18 protein-coding genes are annotated in these 22,086 nt (G+C 64.5%); 9 read left to right on the forward strand and 9 right to left on the reverse strand.

Features of this window, described 5'->3' with window-relative positions:
- Nucleotides 1–88: 88 nt before the first annotated feature.
- The 3 genes from RAD04_RS35155 to RAD04_RS35165 all read left to right on the forward strand — a co-directional run bounded on the left by RAD04_RS35155 (nt 89) and on the right by RAD04_RS35165 (nt 2,951).
- Nucleotides 89–1,135 (forward strand): glycosyltransferase family 2 protein, encoded by a 1,047-nt coding sequence (locus RAD04_RS35155; protein WP_461627438.1) that lies wholly within the window; start codon nt 89–91, stop codon nt 1,133–1,135.
- A complete protein-coding gene (locus RAD04_RS35160) occupies nt 1,132–1,977 on the forward strand; it encodes a ChbG/HpnK family deacetylase (protein WP_461627439.1) in 846 nt (281 codons plus the stop codon). The genes RAD04_RS35155 and RAD04_RS35160 overlap by 4 nt, the downstream gene beginning before the upstream one ends.
- A 125-nt stretch (nt 1,978–2,102) precedes the next feature.
- Nucleotides 2,103–2,951, forward strand: a complete 849-nt coding sequence (locus RAD04_RS35165; RefSeq protein WP_461627440.1) for a DUF2076 domain-containing protein — start codon at nt 2,103–2,105, stop codon at nt 2,949–2,951.
- Nucleotides 2,952–3,597: 646 nt separating this feature from the next.
- On the opposite strand, the gene RAD04_RS35170 is transcribed toward RAD04_RS35165, so the two are convergent.
- Nucleotides 3,598–4,410 carry a L,D-transpeptidase gene (locus tag RAD04_RS35170; RefSeq protein WP_165637442.1) on the reverse strand — a complete coding sequence of 271 codons (813 nt, stop codon included), beginning with the start codon at nt 4,408–4,410 and terminating at the stop codon, nt 3,598–3,600.
- 315 nt (nt 4,411–4,725) lie between these two features.
- On the opposite strand from RAD04_RS35170, the gene RAD04_RS35175 reads away from it, so the two are divergent.
- Nucleotides 4,726–5,511: a protein phosphatase CheZ gene (locus RAD04_RS35175; protein WP_461627441.1), complete on the forward strand. Its 786-nt coding sequence runs from the start codon at nt 4,726–4,728 to the stop codon at nt 5,509–5,511.
- Nucleotides 5,512–5,758: 247 nt separating this feature from the next.
- Here the strand turns inward: RAD04_RS35175 and RAD04_RS35180 are convergent, their stop codons facing one another.
- A complete protein-coding gene (locus RAD04_RS35180) occupies nt 5,759–6,280 on the reverse strand; it encodes a hypothetical protein (protein WP_026202636.1) in 522 nt (173 codons plus the stop codon).
- Between the two features lie 316 nt (nt 6,281–6,596).
- On the opposite strand from RAD04_RS35180, the gene RAD04_RS35185 reads away from it, so the two are divergent.
- The 3 genes from RAD04_RS35185 to RAD04_RS35195 all read left to right on the forward strand — a co-directional run bounded on the left by RAD04_RS35185 (nt 6,597) and on the right by RAD04_RS35195 (nt 10,124).
- Entirely contained in the window at nt 6,597–6,893 is a 297-nt protein-coding gene (locus RAD04_RS35185; RefSeq protein WP_018321905.1) for a co-chaperone GroES, read from the forward strand.
- Nucleotides 6,894–7,080: 187 nt separating this feature from the next.
- Nucleotides 7,081–8,712 carry a chaperonin GroEL gene (gene groL, locus RAD04_RS35190; RefSeq protein WP_461627442.1) on the forward strand — a complete coding sequence of 544 codons (1,632 nt, stop codon included), beginning with the start codon at nt 7,081–7,083 and terminating at the stop codon, nt 8,710–8,712.
- 200 nt (nt 8,713–8,912) lie between these two features.
- A complete protein-coding gene (locus tag RAD04_RS35195) occupies nt 8,913–10,124 on the forward strand; it encodes a hypothetical protein (protein WP_461627443.1) in 1,212 nt (403 codons plus the stop codon).
- Nucleotides 10,125–10,274: 150 nt separating this feature from the next.
- On the opposite strand, the gene RAD04_RS35200 is transcribed toward RAD04_RS35195, so the two are convergent.
- Nucleotides 10,275–10,673: an META domain-containing protein gene (locus RAD04_RS35200; RefSeq protein WP_038971171.1), complete on the reverse strand. Its 399-nt coding sequence runs from the start codon at nt 10,671–10,673 to the stop codon at nt 10,275–10,277.
- A gap of 159 nt (nt 10,674–10,832) precedes the next feature.
- On the reverse strand, nt 10,833–12,497 hold the full coding sequence (locus RAD04_RS35205) for an L-lactate permease (protein ID WP_461616594.1): 1,665 nt from the start codon (nt 12,495–12,497) through the stop codon (nt 10,833–10,835).
- Between the two features lie 315 nt (nt 12,498–12,812).
- Between RAD04_RS35205 and RAD04_RS35210 the strand changes: the two genes are divergently transcribed.
- Nucleotides 12,813–14,573, forward strand: a complete 1,761-nt coding sequence (locus tag RAD04_RS35210) for an ABC transporter ATP-binding protein/permease (protein ID WP_461627444.1) — start codon at nt 12,813–12,815, stop codon at nt 14,571–14,573.
- Between the two features lie 178 nt (nt 14,574–14,751).
- On the opposite strand, the gene RAD04_RS35215 is transcribed toward RAD04_RS35210, so the two are convergent.
- The 5 genes from RAD04_RS35215 to RAD04_RS35235 form a co-directional block, all read right to left on the reverse strand.
- The gene (locus RAD04_RS35215; RefSeq protein WP_461627445.1) at nt 14,752–15,768 is read right to left on the reverse strand and encodes a TorF family putative porin; all 1,017 of its coding nucleotides are present in this window, start codon (nt 15,766–15,768) and stop codon (nt 14,752–14,754) included.
- 389 nt (nt 15,769–16,157) lie between these two features.
- Nucleotides 16,158–16,544, reverse strand: a complete 387-nt coding sequence (locus tag RAD04_RS35220; RefSeq protein WP_461627446.1) for a hypothetical protein — start codon at nt 16,542–16,544, stop codon at nt 16,158–16,160.
- Nucleotides 16,545–16,628: 84 nt separating this feature from the next.
- Nucleotides 16,629–17,951 (reverse strand): glycolate oxidase subunit GlcF, encoded by a 1,323-nt coding sequence (glcF, locus tag RAD04_RS35225; protein ID WP_461627447.1) that lies wholly within the window; start codon nt 17,949–17,951, stop codon nt 16,629–16,631.
- Nucleotides 17,948–19,186 carry an FAD-binding protein gene (locus RAD04_RS35230; protein WP_461627448.1) on the reverse strand — a complete coding sequence of 413 codons (1,239 nt, stop codon included), beginning with the start codon at nt 19,184–19,186 and terminating at the stop codon, nt 17,948–17,950. The genes glcF and RAD04_RS35230 overlap by 4 nt, the downstream gene beginning before the upstream one ends.
- 71 nt (nt 19,187–19,257) lie before the next feature.
- Nucleotides 19,258–20,751, reverse strand: coding sequence for an FAD-linked oxidase C-terminal domain-containing protein (locus RAD04_RS35235; protein WP_104463204.1), 1,494 nt, complete (start codon nt 20,749–20,751; stop codon nt 19,258–19,260).
- A gap of 280 nt (nt 20,752–21,031) precedes the next feature.
- On the opposite strand from RAD04_RS35235, the gene cycA reads away from it, so the two are divergent.
- On the forward strand, nt 21,032–21,427 hold the full coding sequence (gene cycA, locus RAD04_RS35240; protein ID WP_091958783.1) for a cytochrome c-550 CycA: 396 nt from the start codon (nt 21,032–21,034) through the stop codon (nt 21,425–21,427).
- The last annotated feature ends 659 nt before the right edge of the window (nt 21,428–22,086 follow it).

The following is a 22,086-nucleotide window of genomic DNA, read 5'->3' on the forward strand; positions in this document are numbered from 1 at the left end:
CTCAGCTTTTCCGTTCAGCTTTGCGACAGCAAACGGCAGCTACCATATGCTGTTGAGATGACTTTGAACGCCTCTGGAACCTTGATCGATGACGTTGGGCTCTGACGTTTCCGGCATGACGACGACCGCAAGCACCGCGGCCGCGAAGGGACTGTCGATCGTCGTCCCCGTCTACAACGAGGCGGCGGGCCTTGCCGCCCTGCACCAGCGCATCTGCGATCTCGCAAAAACCCTGCGGGAGCGCTATCGGCTGGCTTGCGAGGTCGTCTATGTCGACGACGGCAGCAAGGATGCGACACTGGCGATCGCCCGCGCGCTGCCGGCCGACGCGATCGACGTCCAGGTGGTGTCGCTGTCGCGCAATTTCGGCAAGGAAGCGGCCCTGATGGCCGGCCTCGACCATGCCCGGCTCGGCGCCGTCATGTTCATGGACGGCGACGGCCAGCATCCGCCGGCCCTGATCGAACAGCTGGTGCGGCACTGGATCGATGACGGCTATGACGTCGTCTACACCGCCAAGGCGCATCGCGACAACGAGACCTTCCTGCGCCGGGTCGCCGTGCACGGCTTCTACGCGCTGATCAATTGGGGGGCACGGCAGAAGATTCCCGAGGACGCCGGCGACTTCCGCCTCCTGTCGCCGCGCGCGGTCACAGCGCTCAGGCAGCTGCCCGAGCGCAACCGGTTCTTCAAGGGTCTCGCCAGCTGGATCGGCTTCCGCCAGATCCGCGTCGACTATGAGCCTTCGGCGCGGGCCCATGGCGTCACCACCTTCAACGCCGCGAGCCTGCTCGGCCTGTCGATCGAGGGCCTGACCTCGTTTTCGGTGGCACCCCTGCGCTTCGCCAGCCTGCTCGGCGTCATTCTCGCCGGGGGCGCCTTCCTGTTCGGCCTTTCGATCCTCTGGGAGGTGTTCACGACCGGCAAGCAGGTGCCCGGCTATCCCTCGCTCGTGATCGGCCTGATGACGATCGGCGGCGTGCAGCTCATCATGATCGGCATCGTCGGCGAATATATCGGCAAGATCCTCTCCGAGCTGAAGGCGCGCCCGATCTACTTCGTTGCCGAGCATAGTGAAAAGCACTTCGAAGCCGACAAGGCCGACGACGCCGCGAAGAGGACGGCGGCCGAATGAGCGCGGCCGCGGGCCTGCGGCGGATCTGGCTCTGTGCCGACGATTACGGCATCAGCCCGGGCGTCAACCGGGCCATCCGCGACCTGATCGAACGCGGCCGCCTCAACGCCACCTCGGTGATGATGGTGGGGCCTGCGATCGCGCGCGGCGAAGTCGAGGCGCTTCAGGCCTCGGCAAAGTCGAGCCCGCGCTGCGCGATCGGATTGCACGTGACGCTGTCGGCGCCGTTCCGCCCGCTCACCATGCATTTCCGCCCGCTCGACGGCGACATGTTCATGCCGTTTCCGAAGCTGCTGCGCGCGGGCATTTTGCGGCGGCTCGACCGCGAATTCTTCCGCAACGAGGTGAAGGCGCAGCTCGCCGCCTTCGCCGAAGCGTTCGGGCGCGCGCCTGACTTCGTCGACGGCCATCAGCATGTGCAGCTCTATCCGCAGGTGCGCGACGGCTTCGTCGATGCGGTCAGCGAAGGCGCGCCGAACGCCTGGGTGCGCCAGGGCGGCCGCGACCTGCCGCTCAAGCAGCGGCTGGCCTCGCCCAAGGCCATCGTGCTCGACGTCCTCAGCGCGCAATTCCGCCGCCGTGCCGGCAGCGCGGGGCTCAGCTTCAACCCGGGCTTTGCCGGCGCCTATGACTTCACGCGGGCGGCCGATTTTGGCGAGTTGATGCGGCAATTCCTGGAAGGCTTGCCGGATGGCGGCCTCGTGATGTGCCATCCCGGCTTCGTCGACGATGTCCTCGCCGGCCTCGACCCGATGACGGATGTCCGCGAACGCGAGCACGCCTATCTAGCCGGCGACGGCTTTGCGCGTCTGCTGTCGGACAGCCGCACCACGCTGGGATGACACCGGCGGACTGCAAGCCGCGGGGCAGCTTGTCGCATACCGAAATTTAATCCGGCCAGCACTGTTGGGGCCACAATGGAACCCTACATCTGCTTCGCGCTTGGTTTGCGCGAGGGAGACTGATCATGACGCCGCAGGAACGCCAGCTCGTCGACGACCTTTTCGACCGGCTTTCGAAACTGGAAAACGCACCGCGCGATCCCGACGCGATCGCCGCGATCTCGGACGGGCTGCGCAAGGCGCCCGGCGCGATCTATGCGCTGGTCCAGACCACGCTGCTGCAGGACGAAGCGCTGAAGCGCGCCCATAACCGCATCCAGGAGCTGGAGGCGGCCCATGGGCCCGAGCAGGCACAGTCCGGCGGCTTCCTCGACACCATGCGCGACACCTTGTTCGGCGGAGGCCCCTCGCGCGGCTCGGTTCCGAACGTGCCGCCGCGTGACGCGCGGCCGGTCTGGAACAGCGGCGGAGCGATGCAGCAGACGCAGCCGGGCTACGGTCAGCCGCCTTACGGACAGGCTTACGGCCAAGGTCCAGGCCAAGCTCCAGGTCAGGGCCCGGGCCAGGGGTATGGCGCACCGCCGATGGGTGGTGGCGGCGGCTCGTTCCTCGGCACCGCGGCGGCAGCTGCCGCCGGCGTCGTCGGTGGCTCGCTGCTGCTCTCCAGCATCCGCGGCATGATGGGCGGATCGCATCAGCAGGCCTTCGGCGACACCAATGCCCTCGGCGACCGCAGCGCTGGTGGAAGTCCCTGGGGCGGCAGCGACCAGTCCGGCGGCTCGCTCGCGCGCGATGCCGGCCTCAACGACATCGGCTCGAACCGCGAGTCCCGCCAAAGCTTCTCCGACCAGGCGAACAACGATCGTAACGACAACGACCAGAACTACGGCGACAACAACGACGACGGCAATATGGACGTGGCCGACGACGGCGACTTCGGCGGCGACGACGACGGCGGCAGCGATTACGCGTGAGCAATTCGCCCCGAAGATGCGAACGGCCGCCTCTCGGCGGCCGTTTTTTTTAGAGCATGGCTCGAGCGACTTTTGTGCCACGGCAAGCAGAGAGGACGTTCGATATAGTATGACTATATTGCAGTGCCATTGGACTGAGCTGAACGCTACCCGACGCGCCTGAATTCACCATGCCAAATCAAATCGCCGTCTGACGCGCGCGACCGTAGACTCCCGGATTTCCAAATTCGGACATGGGTGTTCAACTGGAAGAACACGTTGCTCATGCCACACTACCGATGTGGTTGCCTCTTTTAGTTATAGTCGGGGTCTTAAAAATGAGTCCATTTCAGCAGCGCATCGCAACCCTGACCACCGTGACAACTCATCTCATCACCGAGTTGTACGAGTTGGAGGGACTGCACGAACTCGTCAAGAAGGCCGAGCTGTCGGCGCGGCGGTTGAACCGCTCCGCTCGCGCATCGCTTGCCCGATCATCAACTCCTCGTCGCTGCTCTGTTGCCCCCCGTCTCGCTTCGACGCGGCATCGTCGGCCAGCCTAGACCCTGGCCGAAGGACGTACGCCGGCCGGCACGCAACGCCTTCGATGCCGCGCGTCGCGAGCCGGCGCGACACCGGGAGTTGACGGCTCGCAGCGAGCGCCGGGCTACATCACCACGACCTTGGTGCCGACATTGACGCGGCCGTAGAGGTCGATGACGTCTTCGTTGCGCATGCGGATGCAGCCGGAGGAGACGTTGGTGCCGATGGTCCAGGGCTCGTTGGAGCCGTGGATGCGGTACAGCGTCGAGCCCAGATACATCGCGCGGGCGCCGAGCGGGTTCTCCGGACCACCTTCCATGTGCCGGGGCAAATCGGGGCGGCGCGCGATCATTTCGGCCGGCGGCGTCCAGTCCGGCCATTCGCGCTTGGCCGTAATCGCCTTCACGCCGGACCAGGTGAAGCCCGGACGCCCGACGCCAATGCCGTAGCGCATCGCCCTGCCATTGCCCTCGACGAGATAGAGGAACTTGTTCGGGGTATCGACCACGATGGTGCCGGGACTTTCCTTGCCGCTATAGTCAACAGATTGCTTCTCGAACCTTGGATCGAACTGACGCTGCCGCGGGTCGGCCGTCTCCTGCTGAACCGCGCCTTGCTGATATCCACCCTGCATCTGCGGCTCACCCATCGGCGGCAGGCGGCGCTGATCGTAATAGCCGGGCTGCTGTTGATAGACCGGCCGCTCGGGCGCGTAGGCCGGACCGCGGCCGGGACCGTCGCCGAACAGGAACTCGATGAAGCCGCCGCCCATGTTCGCATTGGAGGCGACGCGCACCGGCGCCGGCGGCACCTGCGGCTGGTAGAGCACCGCGGGCGGATCGTTCGGCACCGAATTGTCGAAGGCGCTGGCACTGTTTGCGCCGGCAATGAAGGTGCAAGCGCTGCCGAGCAGCGCGACAGACATTTTCTTGAACATCGACGTACTCTGTACTGTTTCGTCTAGATCACACGCGCCGTGGAGAGCTGATGGCTGGTCCGCGCCCCCGACGTGGTCAATAAAAGGCAAAAGCCGTTTTGTTTGGTAAACAGAAACGCCGTTTGGATTCACCACGTCGTCAGCAGCGGGGCAATTTGGCGATCAGCGTTTATTTTCGATGAACGCCGCGCGCCCATGGTTAATCGCTTCTTTGCGCGCCGTCGCGCGCAGCCGCACAACAGTTCCTGCCGTGAACTTCGTGTTAAATCGCTTCTGCCTACAAAGACGCGTGAGTGAGGTGGGGGGAGTATCCTGATGGCTGTTCACCGCAAACGTTTTCGCGTCGAGGATATCGCTGGTGGCGAGATGCCGATTTTGGACGTAACTGAAGAGGCAATCCCGATGCATAGCGAGATCATGGCCGAGCTACGTGCGATCCGTGCACAGATGGCGAAAGGCGCTGCGCCCTTGCCCTTGTCCGGCAGCGCAGCCATGGCGGCGATCGACGCCTCCACCGCCCACGAGCTCTCCGAAGCTCGTACCATGCTCGAAACCTATCGGGCTCAGATCGAGCAGTGCGAAAAGCTGAAGGTCGAGCTCGACCTCATCCATGACGCCATCGACCGCACCAAGCGCGAAATCGCGACGCTGCACGGTAAGAGCTTTGACGGCGGCGAAATGGCCAAGGTCAATGGCGAGCTCGGCGCGGTGGTCGGCGGCACCGAGCAGGCGACCCAGCAGATCCTCGAAGCCGCGGAATCGATCGACCAGGCCGCCAGCGCGATGTCCAAGGTGGACTCGATCGACCAGCAGAAGCGGCTCGCCGACGACATCCAGGAACGCGTCATCTCGATCTTCGAAGCCTGCAACTTCCAGGACCTGACCGGCCAGCGCATCAGCAAGGTGATGGGCACGATGAAGTTCATCGAGCAGCACATCAATGCGATGATGGAGATCTGGGGCGGCGTCGACGCGATCAAATCCCACGTCGTGCCGCCGGTCGACAATCGCAGCGAGGACGACAAGCTTCTCAACGGCCCGAAGCTCGCCGGCGACGTCGGCCACGCCTCGCAGGACGACATCGACGCGCTGTTCGACTGAGCGGACGCGACATAGGAATAACAAAACGCCGGCCTTGGGCCGGCGTTTTTGTTTTGTGCCATCAAGCGAGACTGCCCCTTCTCCCCTTGTGGGAGAAGGTGGCGCGAAGCGCCGGATGAGGGGTTGCTTCAGCGAATTCGAATGAGAGTTGGACTCGGGGAGAGATACCCCTCACCCGTCTCGCCGCTACGCGGCGAGCCACCCTCTCCCACAAGGGGAGAGGGTTATAGCGCGTGGCCTTAGACCATCACGCCCGCGGCGCGCAGCGGACGTAGACCATGTTGCCGTAGCGGGTGGCGGCGTCCTTGTCGATGAAGCGGGTGATCAGGACGCGGCCGTCGAAGGAGATGATTTCGCGGTCCTGCTCGCCGGGGGTCGGCCCCGCCGGCCCGATGTAGTTCTTGCCGCTCGGCGAGCCCTTCAGCCGCAGCTCCTGCGGCGTTGCCTGGTCGGCCAGATGCATGATCACGCCGCCGGAGGAGCCGGCGGTGATCACATAAGGGTTCTTGCACTGGGCCCGGGCGGCAGCCTCGGTACGGGCGCGGTCGGCCGGGTTCTGGAACGAGGCGAGGCCCCAGCGGCCGACGATCTCGTCGGCGCGAATGGTCGCAGGCATTTCGGGTGCGACGCCCGGCTCGGCTTCGGGCGGCGGCGAGGACGACGAGAAGGACGGCAGGCTCATGCCGCCGCCGCAAGCGCCCAGCAGCAGCGCCAGACATGAGGCGGCGGCCAGATTGGCAACCGTGCGCGCGTGAGCTGAACTGATCATGGCATTCCCCCGAACAAGACCATGGCCGCACCCCTCCTGCAGCCAAGCGCAAAACCGCTGCCGGAGCAATGACGTCCTTTAATACGTCGGCGCCCCGAACAAGTTTCCAGTGCCACCATCCTATATCCGCCTCACCAATCGCTTAACCACCTTTGCTTGACAGGATCGCGGCCAAGCCATATTTCCGGGCCCACTATTAGCACTCGGAAAGCCCGATTGCTAAGCACGCCGTTCGATCCTAGGGATAGGGGATGGACGGAAGCGCCGCCCCACCCACTTCCACTACTTCCGAAGCGAGCCTCCAAAGGGAAACGTCATGGCTAAATCCAAATTTCGTCCGCTGCATGACCGTGTCGTGGTCAAACGTATCGACGCCGAGGAAAAGACTAAGGGCGGCATCATCATTCCGGACAGCGCCAAGGAAAAGCCGTCCCAGGGCGAGGTCGTCGCCGTCGGCCCCGGCGGCCGTGACGAGACCGGCAAGCTGACCCCGATCGACCTCAAGGTCGGCGACCGCGTGCTGTTCGGCAAATGGTCGGGCACCGAGGTCAAGATCGACAACGAAGAGCTCCTGATCATGAAGGAGTCGGACATCATGGGCGTACTGGCCTAAGGCCATCCGCCTGAACAGCCGCTGAATGTCTCATCGTCATGCCCGGGCAGAAGTGCGAAGCGCGTCTTCGCGCTAGGCGACCCGGGCATCCATCGTTTTTCGCAGGATGATGGATTGCCGGGTCAGGCCCGGCAATGACGGAGAGAGAAGCGCCGCAGACACATCACCAAACCAAGGAATTGCAAAAATGGCTGCCAAAGACGTCAAGTTTTCCGGAGACGCGCGCGATCGCATGCTGCGCGGCGTCGACGTTCTCGCCAACGCCGTCAAGGTGACGCTCGGCCCGAAGGGCCGCAACGTCGTCATCGAGAAGAGCTTCGGCGCCCCCCGCATCACCAAGGACGGCGTCACCGTCGCCAAGGAGATCGAGCTCGAGGACAAGTTCGAGAACATGGGCGCCCAGATGGTGCGTGAGGTCGCCTCCAAGACCAACGACCTCGCCGGCGACGGCACCACCACCGCGACCGTGCTGGCCCAGGCCATCGTGCGCGAAGGCGCCAAGGCGGTTGCCGCCGGCATGAACCCGATGGACCTCAAGCGCGGCATCGACTCTGCCGTTGCGGCCGTCATCAAGGACATCGAGAAGCGCGCCAAGCCGGTCGCCGCCTCCTCCGAGGTCGCCCAGGTCGGCACCATCTCCGCCAACGGCGATGCCGCCATCGGCAAGATGATCGCCCAGGCGATGCAGAAAGTCGGCAACGAGGGCGTCATCACCGTCGAAGAGAACAAGTCGCTCGACACCGAAGTCGACATCGTCGAGGGCATGAAGTTCGACCGCGGCTATCTCAGCCCCTACTTCGTCACCAACCCCGAGAAGATGACCGCCGAGCTCGAGGATGCCTACATCCTCCTGCACGAGAAGAAGCTTTCGGGCCTGCAGGCCATGCTGCCGGTGCTGGAAGCCGTGGTGCAGTCGGGCAAGCCGCTTGTCATCATCGCCGAGGACGTCGAGGGCGAGGCGCTGGCCACCCTGGTCGTCAACCGCCTCCGCGGCGGCCTCAAGGTCGCCGCCGTCAAGGCGCCGGGCTTCGGCGATCGCCGCAAGGCCATGCTTGAGGACCTCGCCATCCTCACCGGTGGCCAGCTCATTTCCGAAGACCTCGGCATGAAGCTCGAGAACGTCACGGTGAAGATGCTGGGCCGCGCCGGCAAGGTCGTGATCGACAAGGAGAACACCACGATCGTCAAGGGCGCCGGCAAGAAGCCGGACATCGAGGCCCGTGTCGGCCAGATCAAGGCGCAGATCGAGGAGACTACCTCGGACTACGACCGTGAGAAGCTCCAGGAGCGTCTCGCCAAGCTGGCCGGCGGCGTCGCGGTGATCCGCGTCGGCGGCGCCACCGAGATCGAGGTCAAGGAGAAGAAGGACCGCGTCGAGGACGCCCTCAACGCCACCCGCGCCGCGGTGCAGGAAGGCATCGTCCCCGGCGGCGGCGTCGCGCTGCTCCGCGCCAAGAAGGCGGTGGGTCGTCTCACCAACGCCAATGCCGACGTCCAGGCCGGCATCAACATCGTGCTGAAGGCGCTGGAGGCCCCGATCCGCCAGATCTCCGAGAACGCGGGCGTGGAAGGCTCGATCGTCGTCGGCAAGATCCTGGAGAACAAGTCCGAGACCTTCGGCTTCGACGCCCAGAACGAGGACTATGTCGACATGGTCGAGAAGGGCATCATCGATCCCGCCAAGGTGGTGCGCACCGCGCTCCAGGACGCCTCCTCCGTGGCCGGCCTGCTGGTCACCACCGAGGCCATGGTCGCCGAAACGCCGAAGAAGGAAGCCTCACCCGCGATGCCCGCCGGCGGCGGCATGGGCGGCTTCTGAGCCTCTGTTCCGTTACAATGTTGCGAAGGCCGCCTCCGGGCGGCCTTCTTTTTTGCCGACCCTGCCCCTCCGCTTTCCGATTCAACCGACGGCCAAAACCCACTACGGTGACGCGCCGATTCGAATAGTTTGGGCATGATCCTCTCGGAAAACCGCTTCTCACTTTTCCGGATCATGCCCGTTGCGCGAGGATTTCATCGATGCGTGCGCTTCTGGTTTGTTCGACAGCCCTTTTGGCAGCTCTGCTTGCAGCTTCTCCGCATCCCGCATCCGCCCAGATGAAGCTGTCGCCGAGGGCCACGACACCCGGCGGTCCGGAGACACGCTATTTCACCTCGATCGACGGGCTGATGGACGGCAATGCCGACGTGATCCTGAAGGAGACGCGCCAGGGCAAGACGGTGACGGCGGCCGTGCTCGACGTCTGCTATCCCGTCGCAAAGAATTCCGACCGCAAGGACCGCTTCGTCGTCAACCTCCAGGTCGCGGGCCAGACCCTGACCGGCACCACGCAGAGCATCAGCGAGAAGGCGCCCGTCAGCGTCAAGCTGCTGCGCAAGCAGAGCGGCGACACCTTCGAATTCCGCGGCCAGATCAGCATTGGCCAGGTGGTGACCGAGGTGACCTCGCCCGACAATTCCGATCTCAGCGAGAAGGAATTTCAGGACAACCAGACCTCCGACGACGGCATCACCCCGCAGCCGAAGGATTTCACCGATGTCTCGCCGGAGGCGATCGCGGTCAAGGTCAAGCTCGATAATGCAACCGACTTCCTGAAGAGCCTGAAGGGCCAGGCGGTCGAGGTGACGCTGGCGAGCCTCACGGTTGGCTGCGATGCGCTACGCGCAGGCGAGCAGACCATCAACATGTCGGTCGATCCCGAGCGCGCCGGCGCGCTGCTGGCGAAATTCAAGGCGACGCCGGGCGTCACCTCCGCGGGCTGGACCGCGGGCATGACCGAGATGGACCGCACCATCCGCTTCGCCGCGGCCGACTGGCGCGAGGGCGACAAGATCAGCAAGGACAAGCTCGCGGCCGCCGTCTCGAACGTCTTGAGCCGGACGCTCGCGGCAAAGCCGGCCTCGCAAAGCTTCAACCCCGCCACAGGCAAGCTCAAGCTGGTCTTCAAGCGGCCGAACCCGGATTTCCCCGCGCTCGATCTCACCGACACGATCGAGGTCGCAGGGCTCGTCTCGCCCGACAAGCCGGGCACAACCGACAAGCTCATGCTGTGGATCGGCAGCCCCGCGACGACGACCGCCGACGAGAGCAGCGGCGCCAAGCTCAATCTCTCCGACGACACGTCGGTCGACGAGGAAGGCGAGCAGCCCGACGACAACGGTTCGATCGAGGCGCTCGCCAAGGAGCTCAGGGGCCAGCGCTGGGATGCCGACAAATCGGTGTGGAAGTAGGATCTCGTGCCCCGGACGCAGCGCAGCACGTCAGTGATGCGCTGCAGAGCCGGGGCCCAGAGGCTACGCGACGTCGCCAATCGAGTCTGGGTCCCGGCTCTGCGCAGCAGCGTTGCACGCTGCAGCGCGTCCGGGACACGAGAGCGAGACCTAATTCCCCGTCGTCCTAAAACGCAGCGGCTTGGGGCCGATCAGCGTCAGCACGTCGCCCTGACGCTTCCAGGTCTCGACGCTGCTCAGTGCTGCGACCAGATCGTCGTCGGCCTGCGCCCTTGCCGGCGGGCAGGAGCGATCCTGGATCTGACCGGGGACGAAGATCACGGTGTTGCCGGCGACCGAGAACTGGCCTTTGCCGCCCTTGCACCAGAGCTCGAGCACGACCTCGCCATGGTCGCCGATCTCGATGTTCGGAATTCGCTTCGAGCCTGCTTGCGGCAGCGCTTCCAGCGTCATCTCGGTGCCGAACGGGAAACCATCCTCGGCACGCGCGACAATGGACATCGCGAGCATTGCAACCGCAGCACACACCAATCGCTTGAGCGAAACCATGAGACCTCTCGTCCGACCTGATCTGCCGCACCTTCTATAAGACGGCGGCGCCATTGAGAAGGTTCGCGCCACCTGGAGCGCGATGAGATTTGATTGGACGCAAAAATCCCCGCGGGGCGGAACCTCGCGGGGATTTGCGTTCGAGCCGGAGTTGGCCTGCTACTTCAGGACCATTGCCGTGAACGGCCAGACATAGGCCTGCAACGTCACGAGCACGCCGACGAGACAGGCCAGCACGATCGAGTGCCAGAACACGAAGCGCAGGATCGTGCCCTCGTGCCCGTACCAGTTGGTGGCAGTGGAGGCGACCACGATCGACTGCGCGTCGATCATCTTGCCCATCACGCCGCCGGACGAGTTCGCCGCGGCCATCAGGACCGGCGACAGGCCGAGCTGCTCGGAGGTGATCTTCTGCAGGTTTCCGAACAGCACGTTGGACGCGGTGTCCGATCCCGTCAGCGCCACGCCCAGCCAGCCGAGCAGCGTGCCGAAGAAGGGATAGAGCACGCCGGTTGCGGCGAAGGCGAGGCCGAGCGTCGCGTCGACGCCGGAGAGCCGCGTCAAGGTGCCGATCGCCAGCATCGCCGAGATCGTGATCAGCGAGATCGCACAGAGCCGGATGGTGCGGCCGTACTCGGTCACGAGCTTGCCGGGACCGACGCCCATCAGGACACCGGAGATGATGGCCGCGATCAGCATGCCCGTGCCGGTGAAGGACAGGTAGGTGAAGCCGAACACCGCGCTCTCTTTCGTCGGCCCTGGCGCGACCGGCGGCATCTTGTTGATCATCTGGTGCAGCTCGGGCACGGGATAGTTCCAGACGAAGATCGAATTCGCCCAGGCCTTGAACGCCCCGTTGCCCCAGATCAGCATCACGATGCAGACGATGATCCACGGCAGCAGCGCGCCGAACAGTTCGCTCTGCGTCAGCGGCGTCTTGTCGAGCGGTTTGGCCGCCGCCATGGTGGCTGCCGATTCATCGCGGCCGCGCAGCGCCGGCGACAGCCAGAGCTGCCTGGGCTGCCAGACCTTCAGGAACAGGATCAGCGCGCCCATCGAGATCAGCGACGCGCCGATGTCGACGATCCAGGGGTTGATGAAGTTCGAGATCACGAATTGCGGAACCGCGAACGACACGCCGGTGACCAGGATCGCCGGCCAGACATCCTTCATGCCCTTCCAGCCCGCGAACGCCCACACCACCCAGAACGGCACGATCAGCGAGAAGACCGGCAATTGCCGGCCGACCATCGCGCCGAGGATGTAGGGATCGAGCCCGGTGACCGAGGCAAGGCCCTGGATCGGCGTACCCAGCGCGCCATAGGCGACCGGTGCGGTGTTGGCGATCAGCGACAGGCCGGACGCCGCGAGCGGCGAGAAGCCGAGGCCGATCAGCACGGCACCGGTGATGGCGACCGGCGTGCCGAAGCCCGAGGCGCCCTCGAAGAACGCGCCGAAGGAGAACGCGATCAGCAGCAATTGCAGCCGCCGGTCCTCGGTGACGCCGCCGATGGCGCGCTTGAGCAATTCGAAGCGTCCCGTGCTCACCGTCACCTGGTAGAGGAAGATGACGTTGAGGACGATCCAGCCGATCGGGAAAAAGCCGGTGACGATCCCCAGCACCGAGGCGCGGATCGACATGTTTGCCGGCATGGTGAAGACGAAGATCGTGATCAGATTGGCCACGATCACGGCGATGATCGCCGCGATATGCGCCTGGACGCGGCCGCTCGCGATCAGGACCAGCAGCGTGACGACGGGCACCGCCGCCGCAATCGTCGACAGCACAGGGCTGTGCAGCGGATCATAGACTTGATTCCACATGGTCTTCCTCCCCCACGCATGTTTGCGGCAGACGGCCCGCGTGGAGAGCCGATCCTGCTTGACGCTGGAAGCGATAACCCCCGAGCTGGACGCGAATTCCTCGCGAATGCGGCGGTTCCCATCCCGCTCACAAGCTCGCGAAATCCCGGAGCACCCCACCCCGCGCCGTCGAACCCCATGCTAGGGTTGCAAGCTGCGACAAGCCAACGCAAATTGCAGCACTTGCGACTTTAGTCTAAGCGCGCCCATTTCCGCCATTGCCTCAAGCCTCTGGCTCCGGGCCGTTGTGCACATCCCCCTAGGAGACACCGCTCTGTGAAGAACCTCAGCGCCACGCTCGCGATCGTCTGGCGAATCGCCGTCCCCTATTTCCGGTCGGAGGACAAATGGGTCGGCCGCGGCCTGCTCGCCGTCGTCGTCGCAATGGAGCTGGTGCTGGTCGCGATCAACGTGCTGCTCAATCAATGGCAGAACCGGTTCTACAGCGCATTGCAGGCCTACGATCTGCCCGAATTCGTCAAGGAGGTCTGGATCTTCCTTGGGCTGGCCTTCACCTTCGTCGCGCTGGCCGTCTACAAGCTCTACCTGAACCAGTGGCTCCAGATCCGCTGGCGGCAATGGCTGACGCAACACTATCTCGGCGAATGGCTCGAGGGCGCCACGCATTACCGCATGCAACTCAAGGGCGATGCCGCCGACAATCCGGACCAGCGCATCACCGAGGACGTCAAGAATTTCGTCGAGCAAACGCTGACCATCGGCCTTGGCCTTTTGTCGTCGATCGTGACGCTGGCCTCGTTCGTCGTCATCCTCTGGGGTCTGTCCTACAAGGCACCCTTGTACATTTACGGCACCGATATCCTCGTGCCCGGTTTTCTGGTCTGGTGCGCCCTGGCCTACGCGATCGTCGGTACCGCGCTGACCCACTGGATCGGCGCCCCGCTCATCAATCTCAATTTCGAGCAGCAGCGCTTTGAGGCCGACTTCCGCTTCAACCTGATCCGCGTGCGCGAAAATTCCGAGCAGATCGCCCTTCTGAAAGGCGAGAACGCGGAGCGAGGGCATCTGCTGCGGCGCTTCGGCTTCGTCATCGGCAATTGGTACGAGATCATGGGCCGGACCAAGCGCCTGACCGCCTTCACGGCAAGCTACGGTCAGGCCGCGACGCTCTTTCCCTATGTGGTGGTGGCGCCTGCCTACTTCGCCAAGCGCATCCAGCTCGGCGACATGATGCAGACCGGCTCGGCCTTCGGCAGCGTGCAGGATGCGCTGTCCTTCTTCGTCACCGCCTATCGCTCGCTCGCAGAGTGGCGCGCGGTGATCGCCCGCCTCGATGGCTTCGAGATGTCGGTCAGCTCCGCCGCCCACGGCGCGGCGCTCGAACCGACCATCGACATCGCACCATCGAACGGCAAGGCAATCGCGCTCGAGCAATTGCTCGTCAAATTGCCGAACGGCGCGCCTCTGGTCGCAGCCGATGCCTTCACGATGCAGCCGTCGGAGCGGGTGCTGGTGACCGGTCCGTCGGGCTCCGGCAAGTCGACACTGTTCCGGGCCATCGCCGGCGTCTGGCCGTTCGGCACCGGCACGATCGCCATTCCCGAGACGTCGAAGCTGATGATGCTGCCGCAGCGGCCGTATTTCCCGATCGGCGCGCTTGGCGACGCCGTCATCTACCCGACCGAGCACGGCTCGGTCCCGCCCGAGAAGATCCGCGACGCCTTGATTGCCGTCGGCCTGCCGCGGCTGGCGGACCGGCTCGACGAGCACGGCCACTGGAACCGGACATTGTCGCTCGGCGAACAGCAACGCCTTGGGCTTGCCCGTGCGCTGCTGCACATGCCGGACTATCTCTTCCTCGACGAGGCGACCGCCTCGCTGGACGAGCCGTCCGAGGACCGGCTTTATCGGTTGCTGACGGAGAAGCTGCCGCAGGCCACCATCGTCTCGATCGGCCACCGCTCGACGCTCGACGCCTTCCACACCCGGAAGGTGGCGTTGGTGGAGGACGGCGATATCCACGTCCTCGGTAAAGCCGGCGAGCCGGCCCGGGCGGAGCCGACCGCGGCGCGCTGAGGGGAGCGCTGTGTGGCCGCCGGCTCGTCATGCCCGGGCTTGACCCGGGCATCCACGTCTTTCCTGCCTCAGGGCTAACACGTGGATGGCCGGGTCAAGCCCGGCCATGACGGCGTGGAGAAAAGCAAAAGGGCGGCAGATTGCTCTGCCGCCCTCGTAGATGGTCTCAGGAAGAAACTTACTTCAGGTTGGTCATCGCCGTCAGGTCGAACGAGAGCTTGGCGATGCCGGTCGCGCCGCACCACTTGGAGCCGACGCCCGACGGATTGATGCTGCTGAAGCTGCTGCTGAAGGTGGCGGTGTTGTCGCTGGTGAAGGCGTTGCAGTTGGCCTTCGAGAGATCGGTGTCGGAGTAACGGAGATCCAGGGTCATCACCTTGTAGGTGAAGCCGACGCCGACGTTCCAGGTGTTGTAGTCAGCGTATTTGATGCCGTTCGGGAACGGGCCGCCGCCAAGCGGGCTGGCGATGCCGGTGCCGTAGAATGAGTCGGAGGTGCCGAACCACTGACGGCCGAATTCGCCCGACACATACATGCCGACGCCGCTTGAGCCGAACGTCGTGCTCGGCGCCGTCCACTTGGCCGTGACCGAGGTGTAGTTGCCCCAGGCGCCGGTGTTGAGGAAGTTCGGCGAATAGAACTCGTTGATGCCGAACGCCCAGTTGTCGTTCACCGTGTAGGTCATCTTGCCGTAGACTTCGAAGAAGCTGACGTCCTTCTTCATGACGTTTCCGTTCGCCAACGCGTTGGCGGCGCATTCTGCGCTGAGCGGATTGCCGGCGGTGTCGAAGCCGGCGCCGTAGTAGCAGGTCCCACCCGGATACAGGTAACCCCAGACGCCGATGTCGAAGGCGAAGGCACCGAAGGTCGGGCGGATACCGCCGTAGATGTCGATCTCAGCCGCGGCGCGGTTCGGGAAGGAAATGCTCTCACCGGCGACGCCGACATAGAGCTGCAGGTCCTTGGTGACGTTGTAGCGCGGCTCGAAATAAGCCGCGACCGACGGCTTGTTGTTCGACTGGGTGATACCGCGGAAGACGTAGTTGCTCATGATCGCGCCGCCGAAGGCGATATCCCAGGGGTCGAAGGCGGGTGGCGGCGGGGCCTTCAATGCCTTCACGCGCAAGTCTGCCGCGAAAGCCGAACCCGTCGTCACCATTGCCAGCGCCGTTGCCAACAAAGCCACTTTCTTCATTTCGATCCCCATCGTCAGTTCTTACCCAGTCGGACCCGGAAGCCCCCCGGGGCAAACGACTTGTCTGCAAAATTGCGTTACTGCGACAATCTGGATTGAGGGATGGGGACCGTGAAGCAAAAATCACGGGCATCTGCCGACTTTTTGGGCGTTTTGACGATTCCACGAAAGGTTATCGGCCTGTGTGTCTTCTCGATCACATTATTTGCATTCCAAAGTGCACGAAGGGACCGTGCAAGTACGGGGAAGGCAGCTAGCGTGGCAACCGGGCTACGAATCAGACTGGCGGGGGGAAGAGACGGCTTCGGGAGGTACTGCGGCGATGCAAAAAGGCCGCAGCGTCACCGCAGCGGCCTTCCCTGTTGGCGATCGCGGTCGCAGGACGGGAGCTAGCTTTGCCCCTCGGCCGGTGCCGCTTCCGCAGAAGACGAAGGCATCGCCCAGCTCGTCTCGGCGGCCGGCTCGGGAGCCGGAGCTGGCGCCGGCGCTGACGGCTTCGGCGCGGGAGCTGCCTTCGCCTTCTTCGGTGCCGCTTTCTTCGCGGCCTTCTTCGGTGCAGCCGGCTTGGCTGCTTTCTTGGCTGCCTTCTTCACAGCCTTCTTGGCGGCCTTCTTTGGGGCGGCCTTCTTCGAAGCTTTCTTGGCTGCTTTCTTGGTAGATTTTTTGGCAGACTTCTTCGCGGACTTCTTGGCTGACTTCTTCGCGGATTTCTTCGCCGCTACAGCCTTCTTCGCCTTTTTGGCCTTCTTGCTTTTTTTCTTCTTCGCTTTCGCCATCGTGGTCCTCCTGTTGTCGACGAACAATGGTCGATCGGGCGTCGTTCTACCGTCGCCTCCGGAGGAAAGCTCAGGCTTGAAAGCTCAAACTTGCGCGTTCAATGCCGGCCGCGACCCGCCCGTAGCCCAATCGAGAAGCTCAATCGTGTGTACGACCGGAACTGACGTGCCACTGGCAATCTGCACCATGCAGCCGATATTGCCCGCGGCAATCATGTCCGGCTTGACGCTTGCGATGTTGGCGACCTTGCGATCGCGCAACCGGCCCGCAAGCTCGGGCTGGAGAATGTTGTAGGTCCCCGCCGAACCGCAACACAAATGGCTCTCCGGTACATCTTTCACCACGAATCCATTCTTGGAAAGCAATTCTTTCGGAAGGCCCGTGATTTTCTGCCCATGCTGCAACGAACACGCCGAGTGATAGGCGACGACGATGTTGTCCTGTCGCGCAGTCGGCTCGAGTGCGAGGCCGGCGATGTATTCGGTTATGTCCTTGGCGAGCGCGGACACCTTCGCCGCATCGGCGGCGAACGTAGCATCCTCGCGCAGCAGATAGCCGTAGTCCTTGATCACTGTGCCGCAGCCGGACGCCGTCACCAGGATGGCATCGAGCCCCTCGCCGGCCGCTTCCTTTCGCCAAGCCGCAACGTTGGCTCGCGCCCGCGCCAATGCATCCTGATCGTTGCCGAGGTGATGGGTCAGCGCGCCGCAGCACTGCTCGTCCCGGACCAGGACAACCTCGACGCCGTGGCGGGTGAGAAGACTGATGGCCGCCTGGTTGATGCGCGGCGCCAGGACCTGCTGGGCGCAGCCCTGGAGCAGCGCGACCCGGCCGCGCTTCTTGCCGAGCGCCGCGAACACGCTGCCGGCGGCGGGGCCCGGCGGCGGCAGGCGGTGCGGGGCCAGCGCCAGCATCGCCTTGATGCGCTGGATCAGGCCTGGTGTCGCCGAGGGCCGCGGCGTCGGCAGGAAAACGGCAAGCGGACGGGCCACCCGCGCCAGCACCATGCTCGCGCGAAATCGCTGCGGGTCGGGCAGGACGAAAGCCAGCACCCGGCGCAGCAGCCGCTCGGCCAGGGGCCGCTCATAACGCTGCTCGATCCTGACCCGGGCCTGGTCGGCGAGATGCATGTAGTTCACCCCTGAGGGGCAAGTCGTCATGCAGGCCAGGCACGACAGGCAGCGGTCGACATGCTTGACCACCTCCGCCGTCGGCGCCTGGTCCTTCTCCAGCATCTCCTTGATCAGGTAGATGCGACCACGCGGGCTATCGAGCTCGTCGCCGAGCAGCACATAGGTCGGACAGGTTGCGGTGCAGAAGCCGCAATGGACGCAGGCGCGCAGGATCTTGTCGGCTTCCGCGATGTCGGGATCGGCAAGCTGGGCGAGTGAGAATTCGGTCTTCATGCCACAGCGCCTCGGCTCAAGCGGCCCCGGTTGAGAACGGCCTTTGGATCGAAACTGGCGCGCACCCGCTCGCTCAGGGCGGCAATGCCTGATGCCTGCGGATGAAAGACATCGACATCGCGCCTGACGTCCTCGGCTGCCCGGATCAGCGTGGCGTGGCCGCCGACGGCGTTGGCACGCATCCGCACCGCCGGAGCATGCGCGTCGCCCTTCGGCGGCAACGCCGCCCAGATCAGCCCGCCGCCCCAATCATAGATCACGTCGCCGCCCGTCTCCCGCGCCAATTGCGTGCCGAGCGCAGCGCCTGAGGCCGGCGGGCAGACGATCCGCCAGACCGGCCAGACGCCGAGCGCGCCGCTGGCTGCGAACGGCAGCACGTCGCGGAGGGTGGCCCACAGCGCTGCGGACGCCGCGTCCTCGATGAGAGTCGCGGTTCCGAACGGCGCCAGCAATTCGCGCAGCGAGTTGGCGCGGTGGGCGGCCGAGGCCGTGATGCCCTCGAGCCGCAGCACGGTCAGCGCCTCACCCTGGCCTGCGAGATCACCAAGCCCCTCGGTCCTGGCCCGGAACGTCGATTTCGGCAGATGCGCTGCGCCGGAGACGTCGAAGGGCGAGCCGAGCGCCGCGGTCATCGCCTTGTTGGCGGCGGCATCGTCGAGGCCGCGGAGCAGCAGCGTCCGCTCGGCCTCGGGCTTGGGCATCACTTTGAGCGTGACCTCGGTCATGACAGACAGCGTGCCCCAGGACCCCGCGAGCAGCTTGCAGAGGTCGTAGCCGGTGACGTTCTTCACCACCTTGCCGCCGGTCTTGAAGCTGTCGCCGAAGCCCGAGACGGCGTGCGCCCCGAGCAGATGGTCGCGCGCCCCGCCCGCCCTGATCCGCCGCGGACCGGCGAGCCCGGCCGCGATCATGCCGCCGATGGTCCCGAGCGCGGGCGTGCCGAGCAGCGGCGCCGTGTTCATCGGCTCGAACGCGAATTGCTGGTTCTTGGCGTCGATCAGCGACAGCACGTCGCCCAGCGGCGCACCGGCCTGGAGCGTGATGATCAGCTCGTTCGGCTCGTAGGAAGTGACGGCGTTCAGCGCGGAGAGGTCGAGCACGGCGTTGGTCGCCATGGCATGGCCGATGCCGCGCTTTGAGCCATGACCGATGATCTCGAGCGGCTGCTCATTGGCAATCGCCGCGCGCACCACCTCTTCGACGTCTTTGGCGTCTCTGACCTTAAGCGTATCCACGACTGAGCCGGTATCCAAGTTTAGAACGGAAAGCAAATTTGGCGCGTTGCAGCGAGGCGCAGCGACCGACCCTAGAACCGCGGGATATCCGGAAACGCCAGCTTGCCGGCATGCACATGCATACGGCCGAGCTCGGCGCAGCGGTGCAGGGTCGGAAACACCTTTCCGGGATTGAGCAGGCCTTGCGAATCGAAGGCGCATTTCAGCCGCTGCTGCTGGTTGAGGTCGATCTCGCTGAACATGTCGGGCATCAGGTCGCGCTTCTCGATGCCGACGCCGTGCTCGCCGGTGAGCACGCCGCCGAACTCGACGCAGGCGCGCAGGATGTCGGCGCCGAAGGCTTCGGCGCGCTCGATCTCGCCGGGCTTGTTGGCATCGTAGAGGATCAGCGGGTGCAGATTGCCGTCGCCGGCGTGGAACACGTTGGCGCAGCCGAGCTGATATTTTTCGCCGAGCTCGCGGATGCGCGCCAGCGCCTTCGGCAGCGCGCCGCGCGGGATGGTGCCGTCCATGCAGAGATAGTCGGGCGAGATCCGGCCCACGGCGGGGAACGCGGCCTTGCGGCCGGCCCAGAACAGATTGCGCTCGGCCTCCGAATTGGAGATCTGCAGCGTTACCGAGCCGCAGCCTCGTGCAATGGTCTCGACCCGCGTGATCAGCTCGTCGACCTCGATCTTGGGGCCGTCGAGCTCGATGATGAGCAGCGCTTCGACATCGAGCGGATAGCCGGCATGGACGAAGGCCTCGGCGGCGTGGATCGCGGGCTTGTCCATCATCTCCATGCCGCCAGGGATGATGCCGGCGCCGATGATGCGCGCCACGCATTCGCCGGCGGCCTCGACCTCGGCGAAGCCGACCATCAACGCGCGCGCCGTCTCCGGCTTCTGCAGGATGCGCACCGTGACCTCGGTGATGACGCCGAGCAGCCCTTCCGAGCCGGTGATGACGCCCATCAAATCGTAGCCCGGGTTCTCGCACCCCTTGCCGCCGATGCGCAGGATCTCGCCGCTCATCAGCACGATCTCGCAACCGAGCACGTTGTTGGTGGTCATGCCGTATTTGAGGCAGTGCACGCCGCCGGAATTCTCCGCGACATTGCCGCCGATCGAGCAGGCGATCTGCGAGGACGGGTCGGGCGCGTAATAGAAGCCAGCATGAGCGACCGCCTGGCTGATGGCGAGGTTGGTGACGCCGGGCTCGGTGACGACGACGCGGTTGTCGAAATCGATCTCGCGGATGCGCTTGAACTTGCCGAGCCCCAGCAGCACGCCGTCTTCGAGCGGCAGCGCCCCGCCTGAGAGCGATGTGCCGGAGCCGCGCGGCACCACCTTGATACCTTGCCCTGCACAATATTTCAGGATCAGCGAGACCTGCTCGGTCGTATCGGGCAGCACCACGACCATCGGCGGCTGCCGATAGGCCGTCAGCCCGTCGGATTCATAGGCCCGCATCTCGGCAGGCGTATCGATCACGCCCTCGCCGGGCACGATCGCGCGCAATGCAGCAACGATCTCAGCGCGGCGCGCGAGCACCGCCTGGTCGCTCGCAGGCATCATGATGGCCATAATCTATCCTTCATGACTTATCCTTCCGGCTTCCGCCGCATGATCAATTTGTCTCGGCAAATCAATCACGTCCGCGCCTGTTTGGGTAGGCCATCCGAAAGTCGGATCGACGATCCTTCGCCAGTTCGCTCTGGGACAAGTCGGAAATCGTGAAACCTGTCATGGTTTGGTGGCTTGTCCAGGCCGAGCAGGCCTGCCAAAACCGCCCGGTCGGGCGATTGCCGATCCGGCAAGCGACCGACCAGGCCAGACCCACCAGGGAAGAGACGAAGAGCATCCGATGACAAAACTGACTTTTGGCGCACTGACGATCCTCACCATGATTGCCACCGCACCCGCCGCGATGGCGCAGGATGTCGCGGCCGGCAAGACATCGTTCAACAAATGCCTAGCCTGCCACGCGATCGGCGAAGGCGCCAAGAACAAGGTCGGCCCCGAGCTCAACGGTCTCAACGGCCGCAAGTCGGGCACGGCCGAGGGCTACAGCTACTCGGACGCGAACAAGAATTCCGGCATCACCTGGGACGAGGCCGTGTTCAAGGAATACATCAAGGACCCCAAGGCCAAGATCCCCGGCACCAAGATGGCGTTCGCCGGCATCAAGAACGAGACCGAGATCAACAATCTCTGGTCCTACGTCTCCCAGTTCGACAAGGACGGGAAGATCAAGCAGTAAGCACGGATCTGTCGACAGCTTCGGCTTCGGTTCTGACCGAGTCAGAACCGAAGCTGCGGCTTTTTGTTTGACGCGTTTCTTCGCGCCGTCATTGCAAGCGCAGCGACTTGTCCGCCGAAGCCTTGCCCGCCGAAGCCCCTGGCGAAGGCGGGAGCAATCCAGAACCCCTCCTCGGAAAGACTCTGGATTGCTTCGTCGCAAGAGCTCCTCGCAATGACGAGGATGAGGCGGCATCGCGATGCTCCAATGCACATCCCAGCTGCAGTGCCGTAGGGTGCGCAAAGGCGCGTAGCGCCGTGCCCACGATCTCTCTCCATGAGCAACAAGGCGTGGGCACGCTGCGCTTTGCCCACACTACGAGATCGAGTCTGTGGCACGCAGCTCAGATCGCAGACATGCCTCTTCGGCCTCGCGGCGCATTTCGCCCGAGCTTTGCTTCATCTCGCTACCCTCTCATCCAAGAGGGCGCAGGGAAGGCCGGGTGCCGGCTCGCACCCGCGGTCCGCTGCGCGAAAAGCGCACGCAGGAAGAACCGCACAGCAGCATACAGGTGGTGCCGATCACTCGGCCTTCCCTGCGCGGTGGTTGGACGGCTTATGCCGTGATCTCCCGGGAGCCGACCATTCCTTCTGGCCTCCCTCGCCCCGCGAATTTGGATG

The organism is Bradyrhizobium sp. 25ACV, assembly GCF_054863005.1.